Origin of the sequence: Nesterenkonia sp. HG001, from assembly GCF_034438835.1 — a bacterium.
GTDB lineage: Bacteria > Actinomycetota > Actinomycetes > Actinomycetales > Micrococcaceae > Nesterenkonia > Nesterenkonia xinjiangensis.
This window is the reverse complement of sequence record NZ_JAOSZD010000006.1, coordinates 1-14,278: the sequence shown is the minus strand read 5'-3', so window position 1 is coordinate 14,278 and position 14,278 is coordinate 1. Positions and strand designations below refer to the sequence as shown.

Genomic DNA, 14,278 nt, shown 5'->3' with positions numbered 1-14,278 from the left:
ACTGGTGACTATGGCACAGAACTTCTGTCAATATTAGGGATTATCCAATCATTTCTTCTTCTTCCGTCAGGAGAGAGACCATGAGCACCTCTGTCGGCTCCGCGAGTGCGGCCGGCGGCGTGAGGGTCCGAGAATCCTTTGCGGGCCGCAAGGCCTTCATCCTCACCGCCATCGGCTCGGCAGTCGGGCTGGGCAACATCTGGCGCTTTCCGTACATCACGTATGAGAACGGCGGCGGCGCCTTCCTGATCCCCTACCTCATCGCCCTGCTGACCGCGGGCATTCCGATCCTGCTCTTCGACTACGCCGTGGGCCACAAGTTCCGTGGCTCTCCGCCCATGGCCTTCAAGCGCCTGCACCCGGGTGCCGAGGTCATCGGCTGGTTCCAGGTGGGGATCTGCTTCCTGATCTCCATCTACTACGCGGCGATCATCGCCTGGGCGGCCAGCTACACATGGTTCTCGCTCTCCCAGGCCTGGGGTGATGACGCCGAGGGTTTCTTCTTCGCCGAGTACCTCGAGTACGACGGCGGCGGGGCCGAGGGTGCGGGCCTGTCTGTGGATTTCGTGGCCCAGGTGGGGTGGCCGCTGATCGCCGTCTGGGTGCTGCTGCTCGTCTGCCTGGCCATCGGGGTGCGGCGCGGGATCGCGACCGTCTCGCTGATCGGGATGCCGGTGCTGTTCGTGATGTTCGCGATCCTGGTGGGCTATTCGCTGACCCTCGAGGGCGCCGCAGACGGTCTGAACGCACTGTTCACTCCGGACTGGGGCGCGCTGACCGACGCCACGGTGTGGATCCAGGCCTACGGGCAGATCTTCTTCAGCCTCTCGGTCGGCTTCGGCATCATGGTCACCTATGCCTCCTATCTGAAGCGCCGGTCGAACTCCACGGGATCCGGCCTGGTCGTCGGCTTCGCGAACTCCTCGTTCGAGATGCTGGCAGCGATCGGCGTCTTCGCCGCGCTGGGCTTCCTGGCGATGGCGGCCAATACCGCCGTGGACGAGGTCGTCTCCTCGGGCCTGGGCCTCGCCTTCGTGGCCTTCCCGACGATCATCTCCGAGGCTCCGGCCTCCGCCCTGGTGGGCGTGCTGTTCTTCGGCTCGCTGACCATCGCCGGCTTCACCTCGCAGATCTCGATTCTGGAGGTCGTGATCTCCTCGGTGAAGGACAAGACCGGCTGGTCGCGGGGGCTGACCGTCGCCGTCGTCGGCGGCTCCAGCGCGATCGTCTCGATCGTGCTGGTCGGCGGAGTCTCGGGTGTGACCATCCTGGACACGGTGGACGCCTTCTCCAACAACATCGGCATCGTCGGCGGCGCCTTCGTCGCAGTGCTGCTCGTGGCTTGGGTGTTCAGGCGGCTGGACGTGCTGGCCGCCGGCCTGAACGCCTACGGCTCCTTCAAGGTGGGCCCGGTCTGGAAGACGCTGATCGGCATCGTGATGCCGGTCGTCCTGGGCGTGCTCCTCTACATGGACATCAGTGACAAGGTCGCCGAGGGCTACGGCGGCTTCGACACTTGGGTGGTCGCCACCTTCGGTTGGGGTTCCCTGGCGCTGGTGATCGTGCTCTCGGTGGTGCTGACGCTGGCTCCGTGGAGCAGCCGTTCGGCGATGAGCATGGAGGACCCGGACATCGATGAGGACAACTACGACGAGCTGGTGGGCTCCGGTGGCGTACGCCGCACGGGCCCGGCCGCCGCGTCGTCCGACGTGGAAGGAGATGGTCGGTGATGGACACCGCAGCGATCCTGATGATGCTCGTCGCGCTGATCACCGTCTGGGGTGGTCTGGTGGCGGCGATCGTGCACCTGTCCAAGAACCCGGACCCCGAGTGAGCTGAGCGGCGGGTACAGCCCGCCCTATGAGGCCTCGTGATCCGGGGCGCCGAAAAGGCCCGTCCCAGCGTGTGGCACGCCGGGGCGGGCTTTCGGCGTCCTGCGGCCTCCGACCTGGAGTGATGCAGGTCACGTCCACGGCAGAATGCATTCACATCACGCTGAGGTCACAGAAGTGAATCGATACACTCCTCCAGGGTCACACCTCAGTAACTGTTCAACATTTGACCTGATCCGGGTTGGATCGCGCATTCCCTGCGACTACGGTGTTCAGCATGCCCACAGGACCACGCTCGTGTGTGCCCGGGATCCGGCACACCCTGTCACTCGGCGTCACCGTCGGTTTGACCGGGGGATTCCTCCTCGGAGGAGCCGTTCCAGCACAGGCGACGCACGCGCCGGACGAGGAGGATCCCCCTACGCCGACGATGCCGTCCTACCCGGCACCGGGCCAGCCGATCTCCGCCCCGGAGCCCGAAGAGGCTGATGACGACGGCGGCGACACCACCGTGGAGAAGGCTGACGGCGATCTGCGCGTGGCCACCCTGAACGCCGGGCTGACCGGAGGCTCCCCGGAGTCCGTCCTGGAGGCACTGCGGGGCGGGATGAACTCGGCGGCGCGCGTCGTGGCCCGCACCGCGCATCTGAACGCTCCTGATGTCATGGTCCTCACCGGCGTCACACATGATGCCGACGGCATGATCGCTGAGACGCTCAACGCCCGATACCTGGCACCGGCCGGCCTGGACTTCCCCTACGTCTACACCGCGCCGACCAACTCCGGCATCGACTCGGGCACTGACCTGGACGGGGACGGCCGCATCGGCGGTCCCGGCGACGCCCTCGGCTACGGGGAGTTTCCCGGCCAGCACGGCATCGTGATCTTCTCCGCGCACCCGATCGTCGAGGACGAGGTGCGTACCTTCCAGGACCTCCTCTGGAGCGACATCCCGGACAACTCCCTCCCGGACGCCGACTACAGCGACCTCGACAAATCAGTCCTCCGCCTGGCCTCGACCTCCTTGTGGGACGTCCCCGTGGAGATCGGCGAGGAGGGTGAGACGCTGCACGTCATCGCCAACGGGCAGGCCCCCGAAGAGAACGCGCGGGGCTTCGACGCCGAGCGGGCCCTCGATGAACGACGCATGATCGCTGACTACGTCTCCGCCGATCCGGCGGACTCCTGGTACATCCAAGATGATGCGGGAGAGTCCGGCGGCCTGAACCCCGGCTCCTCCTTCGTGATCGCCGGCGAGCCCGGCTCCGTCCCCGGGGAGGGCGACCCCACCGCGCAGGATGCGGAGCGGGGCGAGGACCGCGAGCTCCCGCTGCTGGGCTCTCCTGCCGTTCAGGATCCCCTTCCGGAGGCCGTCACCGAGAGGGAACTGAGCGCGCGCCCCGGCAGCGAGGACGGCACCGACCCGCACGCCACCCGCGCCGTGGAGGGCGAGGAGGACCGTCGGGTCTCCCTGGTGCTTCCCGACGCCGAGGCTGAGGTGACTGACAGCGGGGTCTTCTGGCCCGGTGAGGGCGAGTTCGGCTTCGACCTGGTGGACCCGCAGGCCGGGGCTTCGTTGCGGGATCGCCTGGTGTGGGTGGACCTGGGCGTCTCCTGAACGCCTCACGTTCATCCGGGTCCATGCGTTAGTCTCCCTGACAGGACGTCTTTCCCGCTCCTGCGCCGTCGGACCCCCGGCGGTCTGGAGCTGCCGAACCCCCGGAGCTGCAGCATGATCCCTGATTCCCTGATTCCCCGCGGCGGCGAGGTCGACCGCCCGCAGCCGTCCCCCAGCGCGCCCGCATCCGCCCGCAGCTCGCGGCCTGGCCGCGCCCCGGCACAGCATCGAAGCCGCCGCACCTCTGTGATGCGCGGCGCCGCGGCCGCGTTCTTCGGCCAGCAGGCGCTCTCCCTGGCCTCCAAGCAGACCTTCGACGACGACGGTCGCCTCACTCCGGGCGCGGAGAGCTTCCTGACCCGTGCCGTCACCGTGCAGCGGCCCCTGGTGATGGCGAATCTCCGTCATCTTCGCAAGAACCACCCCACACTGACCAACCGCCAGCTGGCTCATCAGCTGGACAAGGAGTTTTCCCGGGTGATGACCGGCACCGGGGCCGCCATCGGCGCGACCGCGGCGATCCCCACGGTGGGCACCGTGGCCTCCTTGGGCCTCTCCGCAGCCGCGACAGGCGGGTTCTTGGAGACCTGCGCACTCTACGCGCAGTCGGTGGCGGAGCTCTCCGGGGTCTCCACCGAGGATCCACAGCGCGCCCAGCTGCTGGTCATGGGCATCATGCTGGGGGAGGAGGGGCGCCAGCTGCTCGGCGAGCTCTCCGACCAGGTGGGCGGTCGCGGTCTCGGGCCCGTCTCCACACTGGTGCCGATGCGGACGCTGGCCAGTTCCTCCAGCATGGGCGGACTGGTCGTGAACCAGATCAAGCGGCAGTTTGTGAGGCGATTCTTCCTGCGGCAGGGCACCACGATGGTGGCCCGCGCGATCCCCTTCGGCATCGGCGCCGTGGTGGGTGGGGCGGCGAACCAGATGCTGGCCAGGCAGATCATCCGTACCGCGCACCGCACCTTCGGCGAGCTGCCGGAGGAGACCCCGCAGTCGCTGGTGGAGGACATGCGCCACGCATTGGAGCGGGAGAAGCACCGCGCCGACCGCAGAGAGCGCCGGAGGAAGAAGAAGAGCCTGCGCGCCGAGCGCCGGACGGTCCAGAAGGAGCGTCGAGGAGATCGTTCCGAGCGCCGTCGCGAGCTGAGGCTGGAGCGCGCCCGCCGACGCATCGAACGCGCCGAGACGACTCTGCAGAAGGCCCAGGCCGAGGAGTCTGGGTGAGCACCTCCGGCGCAAGCAGGCTTCGCCAGCTGTTCACCCGACCAGCCCCAGGGGCGTCGACCGGGGGTCGCCTCCTGTTGTCCTGCCCGGACTAGCCTGACATCGTGCGTGGTGAGAACACTGACGAGAACCCGTCCCTCGAGTGCTCCGGAGCCCAGGGGCCGGCCCCTCGGCTGGCGCGGGCTCAGCCGGTGGGGCGCATCCCGGACCCCGCGCTCCACCATTTGCCCGCGGATCTGGATCTGATGTCTGGCGCGCGGCTGCCGCGCCGGGCGAAGGTCTATGCCCATCGAGGTTCCTCAGGGCTGTTCCCGGAGCACACGCGGGCGGCCTATATGCGTGCCCTGGACGAGGGCGCCGACGGGCTAGAGATCGACGTGCATCTCACCCGGGACGGCGAGGTCATCTGCTTCCATGACCCTCTGGTGGGTCGCACCACTGACGGCCACGGTGCCGTCGCCGACCTCACCCTGGCGCAGATGCGCCGGCTCGACGTGCACTCCTGGAAGACCCCCAGGCTGCCCGGTGAGTACGGCCGGCCCGCCGAGCAGCTGATGACCTTCCAGGAGCTGCTGGAGCTGCTGGCCGACGCCGGGCGGGACGTCGGGCTCGCCGTTGAGCTCAAGCACCCCTCACCCTATGGGCACCAGCTGGAGGAGAAGGTCCTGCAGGCCCTGCTGCGCTCCGGCTGGGATCCCGAGACCTCGCTGATGCCTGGCCGCGCGACGCCTCCGGGGAACCCCGAGGGGCATGCCGGCCGCGTCCCGCAGGTGGACGTCTCGTTCATGAGCTTCTACCCGGGCTCCCTGCAGCATCTGGCCGACATGGTGCCGGCCGAGAAGCTCTGCGCCCTGTTCGACCTGGTCACCGCCCAGCAGGTGACCCGCCGACTGCAGCATCTGAAGCTCTCCTTCGCCGTGAGGCCGGTGGTCTCCGCCGTCATGCGCGGAGCGGCCCGGGACGCTGAAGCCCTGGTGTGGAACTCCCAGGTCGGCCTGGCCGGCCCGGGGATGCACTATGTCCGCGAGCGTCGTGCCGACGTGAAGGCCTGGCTGGCCCGCGGCCTGGGGCTGCGCGTATGGACGGTGGACGAACTCGACGACGTCGAGCTGCTGCTGGCGCTGGGGGTCCAGGAGATGACCACGAACTTCCCCGCGCGTGTCATCGCCGCGGTGAGCGCCCCTGGCCAGGAGGCGGGGTACGTCCCTAGTCTGGTGTCATGATCGTTGCATTCTCCGTGGCACCCTCCGGCACGCCGCAGCCCGGCCACGCGGGCGAGACCGAAGACGGCTCCGTCCATGATGCGGTGGCCGCTGCAGTCCGAGTGGTCCGCGAGTCAGGCCTGCCGAATCGCACCAGCTCGATGTTCACCGAGATCGAGGGCGAGTGGGATGAGGTCTTCGCGGTCGTCAAGCGCGCCACCGAGGCGGTGGCGCCCTTCGGCAGCCGCATCTCACTGGTCATCAAGGCCGACATCCGTCCCGGACACAGCGGCGAGCTCGACGGCAAGGTCGCCCGTCTCGAGTCCGCGCTCGACGCCTCGGGGGAGTAGACGACCCACGGGTCCCGGTGAACCACATTCCGTGCGCGATTCCGTGCGCGTCAGCCTGAGCAGGAGCCGTGCTTCCGGAGCGGACAGAGTCCGGGTCTCCTGAGCGGCGCCATGTCTATCATGGGTGGATGCGCCTTGCCGTGATCTCGGACGTCCATGGAAACCTGCTGGCCTTGGACGCGGTCCTTGCCGATGCAGCCGAGCAGTCCGTGAATCAATATGTGAACCTGGGGGACCTGCTCTCGGGAGGAGTGGCACCCCGGTTGACAGCAGATCGGCTGATGGACGCAGGGATGAAGACGATAGCCGGCAACCACGAACGCCAGCTGCTCACCCTGAGACCGGAAGAGATGGGTGCCTCAGACCGGTTTGCCATGCTGGACGTCACCGCGTCACAGCGCGACTGGCTGGCGAGTCTGCCCTCGACACTGGTCGTGACCGACGGTGTGCTCGCATGCCACGGGTCGCCCGACGACGACCTCACCTACCTGTTGGAGACCGTGGAAAGAACCGGTGTGCGTCCGGCCACCGACGATGAGGTGCGGGCGCGGCTCGGTGCTCATACGCAGTGGTCTCTGGTGCTGTGCGGACACACCCACATCCCTCGATCCCTGCGCCTGGCGGAGGGCCCTGTGATCGTCAACCCCGGGAGCGTGGGGTGGCCGGCTTATGCGGGCGACGAACCGCATCCGCACGTGATGGAGGCCGGGACGCCTCACGCGCGTTACGCAGTCCTGGATGACGCGAGTGGGCGGTGGGAGGTCGAGTTCCGCTCGGTCGCCTATGACTGGGAGTCCGCCGCCCTGATCGCGGAGTCGCATGACCGCGAGGATGTCGCCCGTGCCCTCCGTACCGGACGAGTCTGACTCCTCGAGACCCGGGGCTCCTGCCCCCGTGCGCGGCTGAACACGGAGCCCAGCGTCCCCACTACTCGCCGAGGATGGGGCCGAACTCCGGCCGGTCCGCCAGACGCCGGTCCTTCTTCTCCGGGACCACCATCAGCGGCCCTTCGGCGTGGTGCAGCACTCCCTGGGAGGTGGAGCCGAGCAGCATCCCGGCGAAGCCGCCACGGCCACGGGTGCCCAGCACCGTGAGCTGCGCATGGCGGGTCTCCTCCACGAGCACGTCCACCGCGGTGCCATCGATGACCTCGGCGTCGATCTGCAGGTCGGGGTAGTGGCTGTGCAGCCAGCGGCGCCCGGCCTCGAGCTTCTCCTTCAGCTCCTCCACGGCCTGGCCGTCCTCGACATGAGTGGGGATCCACACCAGGGTGGCGCCCAGCGGGGGCAGCGCACAGACGATCCGCAGCGAGACGCCCCGCTCGCTGGCTTCCCGGGCAGCCACCAGGGCCGCCACGCGGCCGTAGTCGGAGCCGTCGACGCCGGCAACCACGGAGCGGCGGTCTTCGCTGCGGGCCCCCGAGGAGGAGGTCTCCGCCGTCGTGCCCGGGGTGATGATCGGGATGGCTCCGGTGGCCGTGGTGACGGCGTTGGACTCCTGGGAGGAGAACTTCAACGGCACCACCACAGTGGGGCATTTGGCGTGTGCGGGCAGGGCCGCGGACACCGATCCGAGCAGTCGGCCGAGGAATCCTCCGCGTCCTCGGCTCCCGACCACCAGCACCTCGGCGTGTTGCGAGTAGTCCAGCAGCACCCCGGCGGGGTCGCCGGACTCGATGGCGTAGCCGACCTCCCCGGGGTAGTCGCGCAGGAACTCCTTGGCCTGATCGATGACTTTCTCCGACCCCTGGCGCAGCGCCGACTCGTCCATCAACGCATAGCCGCCGTCCATGGAGGAGGCGGCGAAGGCAGGCAGGGAATAGGCGGTGACCACCGTCAGCGGCAGCTTCCGTCGGTTGGCCTCCGCAGCGGCCCAGTGCGCCGCGCGCAGGGACTGTTCCGAGCCGTCGACGCCGACGACGACTCCGTGCGGACGTGAGCCGCCGGGCCGCTGGCCTGAGGCGCCCGGTCCGGGGTTCTGAGCTGGTGAAACGTTCATCCTGGCCTCCAAGCCACGTCGGGTGCCGCGTGGGGTGAACCCATGGTACAGCCAACGTATCGCAGGGTACGAGAGATGGAACACCCCAGCTCACCGGCCGATCAGGCGGTGGGCTGGGGCGTTCGTCATCGGGACGGCGCGTCCCTCGAGAGAGGGCCCGCTCCGCGCCGGCCGTGTGGGCGGCTCAGAAGAGCAGCATGCCCACGATGGAGGCGCTCATGAGGTTGGCCAGCGTGCCGGCGAGCACGGCGCGCAGACCCAGCTGGGCGATGTCGGAGCGGCGGTTCTTCGCGATGCCGCCCAGTCCGCCGAGCAGGATGGCCATCGAGCTGAAGTTGGCGAAGCCGGTCAGCGCGAAAGTGATGACCGCCTGGGACTTCACCGAGAAGCCCTCGGCCTGCGGGGCGAAGTCGGCGAAGGCGACGAACTCGTTGAGCACGAGCTTCTGGCCCAGGAACGAGCCCGCGGCCACGGCCTCCTCCCACGGCACGCCCACGGCCCACATCAGCGGGGCGAACACGTAGCCCATGATCTGCTCGAACGTCAGGTCCGGGGCGCCGAACAGCCCGCCGATCTGCCCGATGCCCAGGTTGATCAGCGCGATCAGCGCGATGAAAGCCAGCAGCATGGCTCCGACGTTCGCCGCCAGCCGCAGGCCGTCGCCGGCGCCGCGGGCGGCGGCGTCGATGACGTTGCGAGGGCGCTCCTCCTCCTCGACGGCGGCGGCCGCCTCGGCCACCGACTGTCCGGGGCGGAGCTCGGAGCCCTGGTCTGCGGGAGCCGCGCCGTCGTCGGCACCGGTGGTGGCGCCGTCGTCGGCACGGCGCTCTTCGGTGAGTGTGGCGGTGGCGGTGCTGGTGGTGCCGGCCTCGGCGGTCCGGTGGTCCTTGGTGTAGCGGCCGCCGCCCAGCGCGGCCTCGTCGCCGGCCTGACGTTCGGCCTTGGCGGCGTCGATCTCGTCGAAGGAGCCGGCCGGGATGATGATCTTGGCCATCAGCAGCGCGCCGGGGGCCGCCATGAAGCTGGCGGCGATCAGATACTCGAGATTCGCGCCCATGCCGGCGTAGCCCACCAGCACTGACCCGGCGACCGTGGAGAGGCCGCCGACCATGACGGCGAAGAGCTCAGACTTAGTCATGCCGGCGATGTAGGGGCGGATGACCAGCGGGGCCTCCGTCTGGCCGACGAAGATGTTCGCGGCGGCGTTCATGGATTCTGCGCGGGAAGTTCCCAGGAGCTTCTGCAGCGCCCCGCCGATCACGCGGACCACGAACTGCAGGACCTTGAGATGGTAGAGCACCGCGGTCAGTGAGGCGAAGAAGATGATGACCGGCAGGACGGAGAGAGCGAAGGGGACGGCGTCGCCCTCCACCAGGCCGCCGAAGAGGAAGCTGATGCCCTCGTCGGAGACGTTGATGACGCTCTGGACGACCTGGGTGACCCACCCGAGGGCGGTCTGTCCCCAGGGGAGGTAGAGCACGAAGACGGCGAAGAACACCTGGATGGCCAGGGCGATCGCGACAGTGCGAATCTTGATCTTGCGCCTGTCCACGGAGAACAGGATGGCGAGGGCCAGGACCACGGTCATGCCCATGATGCCCCAGAGAATGTTGATCACGAGAGCCCTTCCTCTCAGATGCGAAGTGATGACCTGCGCTGAGCCGTCGGGGTGTCCGCGGGACGCAGGATCAGTGGGGGAGTTCCCGAATATCAGGGCAAGTATGCCCAATGCGTGAGCTGTACGCCACACACCTCCGGGATCACCCGCTTCCTCGGGTGATCCTCCCAGGTCAGCGCGTGATATCGGGATAGATCAGCGGGCCAGGGAGTCAGGAAAGCACGACGACGGCGGGCCCGGTCGGAGAGGAATCCGACCGGGCCCGCCGTCGTCACTCGGTGAGACGCCGGGGCGCGATCACCAGTAGCGCTTCGCCACCGGGTGCGGGTCCTGGAAGGCGTAGTAGACCGAGGTGATGCTCAACCCGGCCTGCGGGTTGCGCGCGTGGGCCACCTGTCCGTTGCCGATGTAGATCGCGTTGTGGGTGGCGCGGCCGCCGTTGACCCAGAAGACGATGTCACCGGGCTGCAGGTTGTCCAGCGAGACCGATTGCCCGCCCTGGAACTGCTGGTCGGCGGTGCGCGGCAGGGAGACCCCGGCCTGGGCGAAGGCGGCCTGCATCAGCGAGGAGCAGTCCCAGGCCTTCGGGCCCGTGGCGCCCAGTACGTAGTGGGTCCCCGACTCGTTGACCTTGCCGACCGCGAAGTCCACGGCGATCTGCGCCGCCGAGGAGCTGCCGGCGGCTACCGACTGGGAGCCGGAGCCGGAGCTCGAGGACCCGGAATCGGAGGAGCCGCTGCCGGACGAGCCGCTGCCGGAGGACCCGTTGCTCTGTGAGGGCTCCGGCTCCGGCTCGGGCTCAGGAGCCGGAGTGAGACGGTTGACCTCGCGCTGCAGGGCGGCGTGGTCCAGGACGCCGTTGCCGCCCACCAGCGAGGAGTCGTTCAGGGCCGAGCGGAAGGTCTCCTGCACGCCGTCGCCACGCAGGTCGGCCAGCTTCTCGACCAGGGCGCGGGTGCCCGGCAGGTACTGATCCAGGCTGGGGCCCGTCGGCTGCGAGGAGCTCGAGCTGGAGGACCCGCTGCCGGACGAACTGCTGCCGGATGAACCGCTGCCCGAGGACCCGCTGCTCTGAGAGGGCTCAGGCTCCGGCTCAGGCTCCGGCTCAGGGGTCAGCTCGCTGATCCGGGCGCGGATGGCGCTGTGGTCCAGCAGACCCGAGGAGTCGGTGAAGTCGGAATCCTCGATGAGCTTCTTGAACATCGCCGTGGCGGTCTTGTCCTCAAGCTCCGCGAGCTCCTCGACCAGAGACCGGGTGCCCGGCAGGTACTGGTCCAGGCTCGGGCCCGCAGGCTGCGAGGAGTTCGAGCCGGAGGAGCTCGAGCTGGAGGAGCTGCTGCTCTGCGAAGGCTCAGGCTCCGGTTCAGGCTCCGGCTCGGGAGTCAGCTCGCTGATCCGTGCACGGATGGCGCTGTGGTCCAGCAGGCCGTCGGAGTCGGTGAAGTCAGAGTCCGCGATGAGCTTCTCGAACGTGGACTCGGTGGACTCGCCCTCCAGTTCGGCGAGCTCCTCCACCACGGTGCGGGTACCGGGGAGGTAGTCGTCCAGGCTGTGGGCCGACTGTGCCGGCTCCTCGGCCTCGGCAGGCTCCTCGGTGGGCTCCTCGTCCGCCTCCTCCTCGGGCTCCGGCTCGGGCTCAGGCTCGAGCTCGTAGACGCGGGCCTGGACGGCGGCGTGGTCGAGCAGGTTGTCGGAGTCGGTGAACTCGGGGTCCTCGATGAGCTGGGCGAAGATCGACTCGACGTCGGTGTCCTCGAGCTCGGCGAGGCGCTCCACCAGGCTCTGGGTGCCCGGCAGGTAGTCCTCGAGGCTGTGGATGTCAGCCGCGGGGGCCTCGTCCTCAGCGTCGTCCTCGGACTCCGCCGGGGTGGACTCGTCGTCCCCCTCATCCTCAGCGGGCGCCTCGTCCTCCTCGGGCTCCTCCTCCGGCTCCAGCTCGTAGACACGGGCCATGAGGGCGGAGTGCTTGAGCAGGCCGTCCTCGTCCAGGAAGGCTTCGTCCTCGATGAGCTTCGCGAACAGCGACTCGACGTCGGTGTCCTCGAGCTCGGCGAGGCGCTCCACGAGATCACGGGTGCCCTCGAGGTACTGGTCCAGACTCTGCGCGGGCCCGTCCGTGCTGGCCGCGTCAGTGGCCTCGGACTCGTCGGACGATGAAGCTTCCCCTTCTCCATCGTCCGACGAGTCCTCGGCGGTCTCGTCGTCGGCGGGCTCCTCAGAGTCGGCCGACATCATCTCGCGCAGCTGGTCGATGCGGTAGGCGATCTGCTGCGGATCCACGTTGCCGTCGGCGTCGTGGAAGTCAGAGTTGGCCTCGATCTGCCCACGCAGGATCGACACCCCCACACCCTTGAGGTCCGCGAGCTCCTCGATGAGCTCGAGGGCGCGTTCGCCGACCTCGCCGACCTCGCCGCCGGTGTCCTCGGTGGACCGCTCGGCGGTCTCCAGGGCCTCCGCGGCGGCGGTCGACTGCTGGGCCGCCTGGTCGGCCAGCGCGATGGACTCGGCGGCCTCCTGGTCGGCCTCGGCGGCGTCGGATTCGGCCTGCTCCTCGAGCTGCTGCTCGGTGGCGGCATCGGCGAGGGCGTTGTCGTCCTCGGCGAGGAGCACGTCCTCAGCGGTGGTCTCGCCGGCCCGGTGCTGCTCGGCGGCACCGGAGTCGGCCGTCTCGGCCGCCTCACGGGCAGCCTCTGCCGCTTCGGCGGCCTCGGCGGCCTCCTGCTGGGCGTCCAGGGCGTTCTGGTGCTCAAGCTGCATCGCGGCCTCGAGCTCGAGGGCGCGCTGGTTGGCCTGGGAGAGTCGGTCGTTGATCTCCCCGATCATCTGATCGGTGGCCTGGGAGGACTCCTTGGCGCTGGAGATCTCCTTGGCCGAGGGGACGTCCGGAAGCTCAGTCACGACGACGGAGGCTGCGGATCCCTCAGCATTCTGGTTCTGCACGGAGCTGGCGGCGCGGTCAGCCAACAGGTCGGGAAGCGTGGTCCCGACGAGCGCAGTCGTCACGACGGCGGCGGTCACTGCTGCCACGCCGAGATTGCGGCGGTTCTTCACGGTAGTTCCTCACTTGTTCCTCACTGGGCGCAGCACCACGCGCTGGGGCCGGCCGCCGTCTGCGGACACCTCTGCCTTCCGGGCGGCTGACTCGACCGAGGAGCTGGGCGAACCGCGACGATCCGCAGAGCTCCCGCGATGGGGTGCCGAGTCAGTGCCCATGGGCTTCAGCGGCGTCACCGGCGGTCCTCGGCTCCACCTCATCCGTTCGCCCTGTCAGGGGCTCCCGGTCCGTTCGGGCGTGTCACCGCCGTCATGGTCTGAGTGGGGCCGACGACCGTCAGAGATGGGAATCGCATGACGGCCATGTGGCGCTACAGGCCTCACGATAGTTGCGGTTTCGTCACCTTGGCAACAGGTCGTGTCGTTCCTGTGATGAAACTGTGAGGCGTGGATCCCCGTCATTCCGGGGATGCAGGGTCACAAAATGGCTTCGTCCAACCTTCAAGTAGGTTGAAGGTTCAGCCTCCGTGACTTCTTCTCGGCGCTGTGCTAACAGCCTTCATCGGGAGGTGCGACGTCTCGGCTCAGCCCCATCCGAGCCGGTGCAGGGTCTCGTCGTCGATGCCGAAGAAATGGGCTACCTCATGGATGACCGTGATGGTGACCTGCTGGACGACCTCCTCGCGGGAGGCGCACATCTGCAGGATCGGCTCCTTGTAGAGAGTGATGCGGTCCGGCATCGCCCAGGGTTCAGCACCGCGCTCGGTGAGCGGAATGCCTTCGTAGAGGCCGAGCAGCACGGTGTCCGGGTGCTCGCCCGGCTGGGGCTGGTAGGCGTCCTCCACGAACACGGTGACATTGTCCAGCTGGCTCCGCAGGGCCTCCGGGATCATGTCCAGCGCGCGGCTGGCGGCCTCGTCGAAATCCTCGTCGCTCATCTGCACCGGCATGGCCACCAGTCTAGGCGCGTCGCCGTCGCCCGCGTCGAGGACAGGGCTCGAGAGTCGGGAAGTTGTGATCGATCACAAAAAGTGTGCGCAGGGTCTTGACAGGCCATATGTGACGTGGCTTACCTTTACGTGAGATCGCAGGACAAAATCACAGGTCGCGACCCGTGCACAGCACGACGACGCCGGGACGCTCGCACCGCACCGGCCCAGAGGTCGGGAATCGACGGGGGAGAGGCGCAGTGACAGTCATAGGTCAGACCGAGGGGGACACGTCCGCCTCCACCCGCGGGTCGGGAGCAGCGCCGCCTCCGAAACGCTCCGCTCCATCAGCGCCAGGCGGCCGCACCGGGACCCGCGCCACGCACACCTGGCGGTATGCGTTGAAGAAGGATTGGCGGCTTTATAGCTTGCTGGTCCTGCCTCTGGTGTTTCTGCTGATCTTTCGTTATCTGCCGATGGCGGGCAATGTCATCGCTTTCCGGCGGTTCCGTC

General features: G+C 68.4%; 11 protein-coding genes. 7 read left to right on the top strand and 4 right to left on the bottom strand.

Annotated elements, in window-relative coordinates:
* Window positions 1–80 precede the first annotated feature (80 nt).
* The 7 genes from ODE13_RS11185 (at window position 81) to ODE13_RS11155 (ending at window position 7,092) form a co-directional block, all read left to right on the top strand.
* Window positions 81–1,730 (top strand): sodium-dependent transporter, encoded by a 1,650-nt coding sequence (locus ODE13_RS11185; protein WP_322479350.1) that lies wholly within the window; start codon window positions 81–83, stop codon window positions 1,728–1,730.
* Window positions 1,730–1,834 carry a methionine/alanine import family NSS transporter small subunit gene (locus ODE13_RS11180; RefSeq protein ID WP_179541650.1) on the top strand — a complete coding sequence of 35 codons (105 nt, stop codon included), beginning with the start codon at window positions 1,730–1,732 and terminating at the stop codon, window positions 1,832–1,834. Before ODE13_RS11185 ends, ODE13_RS11180 begins: the two co-directional genes overlap by 1 nt.
* A 275-nt stretch (window positions 1,835–2,109) precedes the next feature.
* The gene (locus ODE13_RS11175; RefSeq protein ID WP_322479349.1) at window positions 2,110–3,450 is read left to right on the top strand and encodes an endonuclease/exonuclease/phosphatase family protein; all 1,341 of its coding nucleotides are present in this window, start codon (window positions 2,110–2,112) and stop codon (window positions 3,448–3,450) included.
* A 114-nt stretch (window positions 3,451–3,564) separates the two neighbouring features.
* Window positions 3,565–4,674 (top strand): hypothetical protein, encoded by a 1,110-nt coding sequence (locus tag ODE13_RS11170; protein WP_322479348.1) that lies wholly within the window; start codon window positions 3,565–3,567, stop codon window positions 4,672–4,674.
* Window positions 4,675–4,778: 104 nt separating this feature from the next.
* The gene (locus tag ODE13_RS11165; RefSeq protein WP_322479347.1) at window positions 4,779–5,897 is read left to right on the top strand and encodes a glycerophosphodiester phosphodiesterase; all 1,119 of its coding nucleotides are present in this window, start codon (window positions 4,779–4,781) and stop codon (window positions 5,895–5,897) included.
* Window positions 5,894–6,226, top strand: a complete 333-nt coding sequence (locus tag ODE13_RS11160) for a thiamine-binding protein (RefSeq protein WP_322479346.1) — start codon at window positions 5,894–5,896, stop codon at window positions 6,224–6,226. Before ODE13_RS11165 ends, ODE13_RS11160 begins: the two co-directional genes overlap by 4 nt.
* Before the next feature lie 128 nt (window positions 6,227–6,354).
* Window positions 6,355–7,092 carry a metallophosphoesterase family protein gene (locus ODE13_RS11155; protein ID WP_322479345.1) on the top strand — a complete coding sequence of 246 codons (738 nt, stop codon included), beginning with the start codon at window positions 6,355–6,357 and terminating at the stop codon, window positions 7,090–7,092.
* Window positions 7,093–7,153: 61 nt separating this feature from the next.
* Here the strand turns inward: ODE13_RS11155 and ODE13_RS11150 are convergent, their stop codons facing one another.
* The 4 genes from ODE13_RS11150 to ODE13_RS11135 all read right to left on the bottom strand — a co-directional run bounded on the left by ODE13_RS11150 (window position 7,154) and on the right by ODE13_RS11135 (window position 13,786).
* Entirely contained in the window at window positions 7,154–8,224 is a 1,071-nt protein-coding gene (locus ODE13_RS11150; RefSeq protein WP_322479344.1) for a universal stress protein, read from the bottom strand.
* 184 nt (window positions 8,225–8,408) lie between these two features.
* Entirely contained in the window at window positions 8,409–9,842 is a 1,434-nt protein-coding gene (locus tag ODE13_RS11145; RefSeq protein ID WP_322479343.1) for a NupC/NupG family nucleoside CNT transporter, read from the bottom strand.
* Between the two features lie 297 nt (window positions 9,843–10,139).
* A complete protein-coding gene (locus ODE13_RS11140) occupies window positions 10,140–12,893 on the bottom strand; it encodes a C40 family peptidase (RefSeq protein WP_322479342.1) in 2,754 nt (917 codons plus the stop codon).
* 527 nt (window positions 12,894–13,420) lie between these two features.
* Window positions 13,421–13,786, bottom strand: coding sequence for a metallopeptidase family protein (locus ODE13_RS11135; RefSeq protein WP_322479341.1), 366 nt, complete (start codon window positions 13,784–13,786; stop codon window positions 13,421–13,423).
* Window positions 13,787–14,278 lie beyond the last annotated feature (492 nt).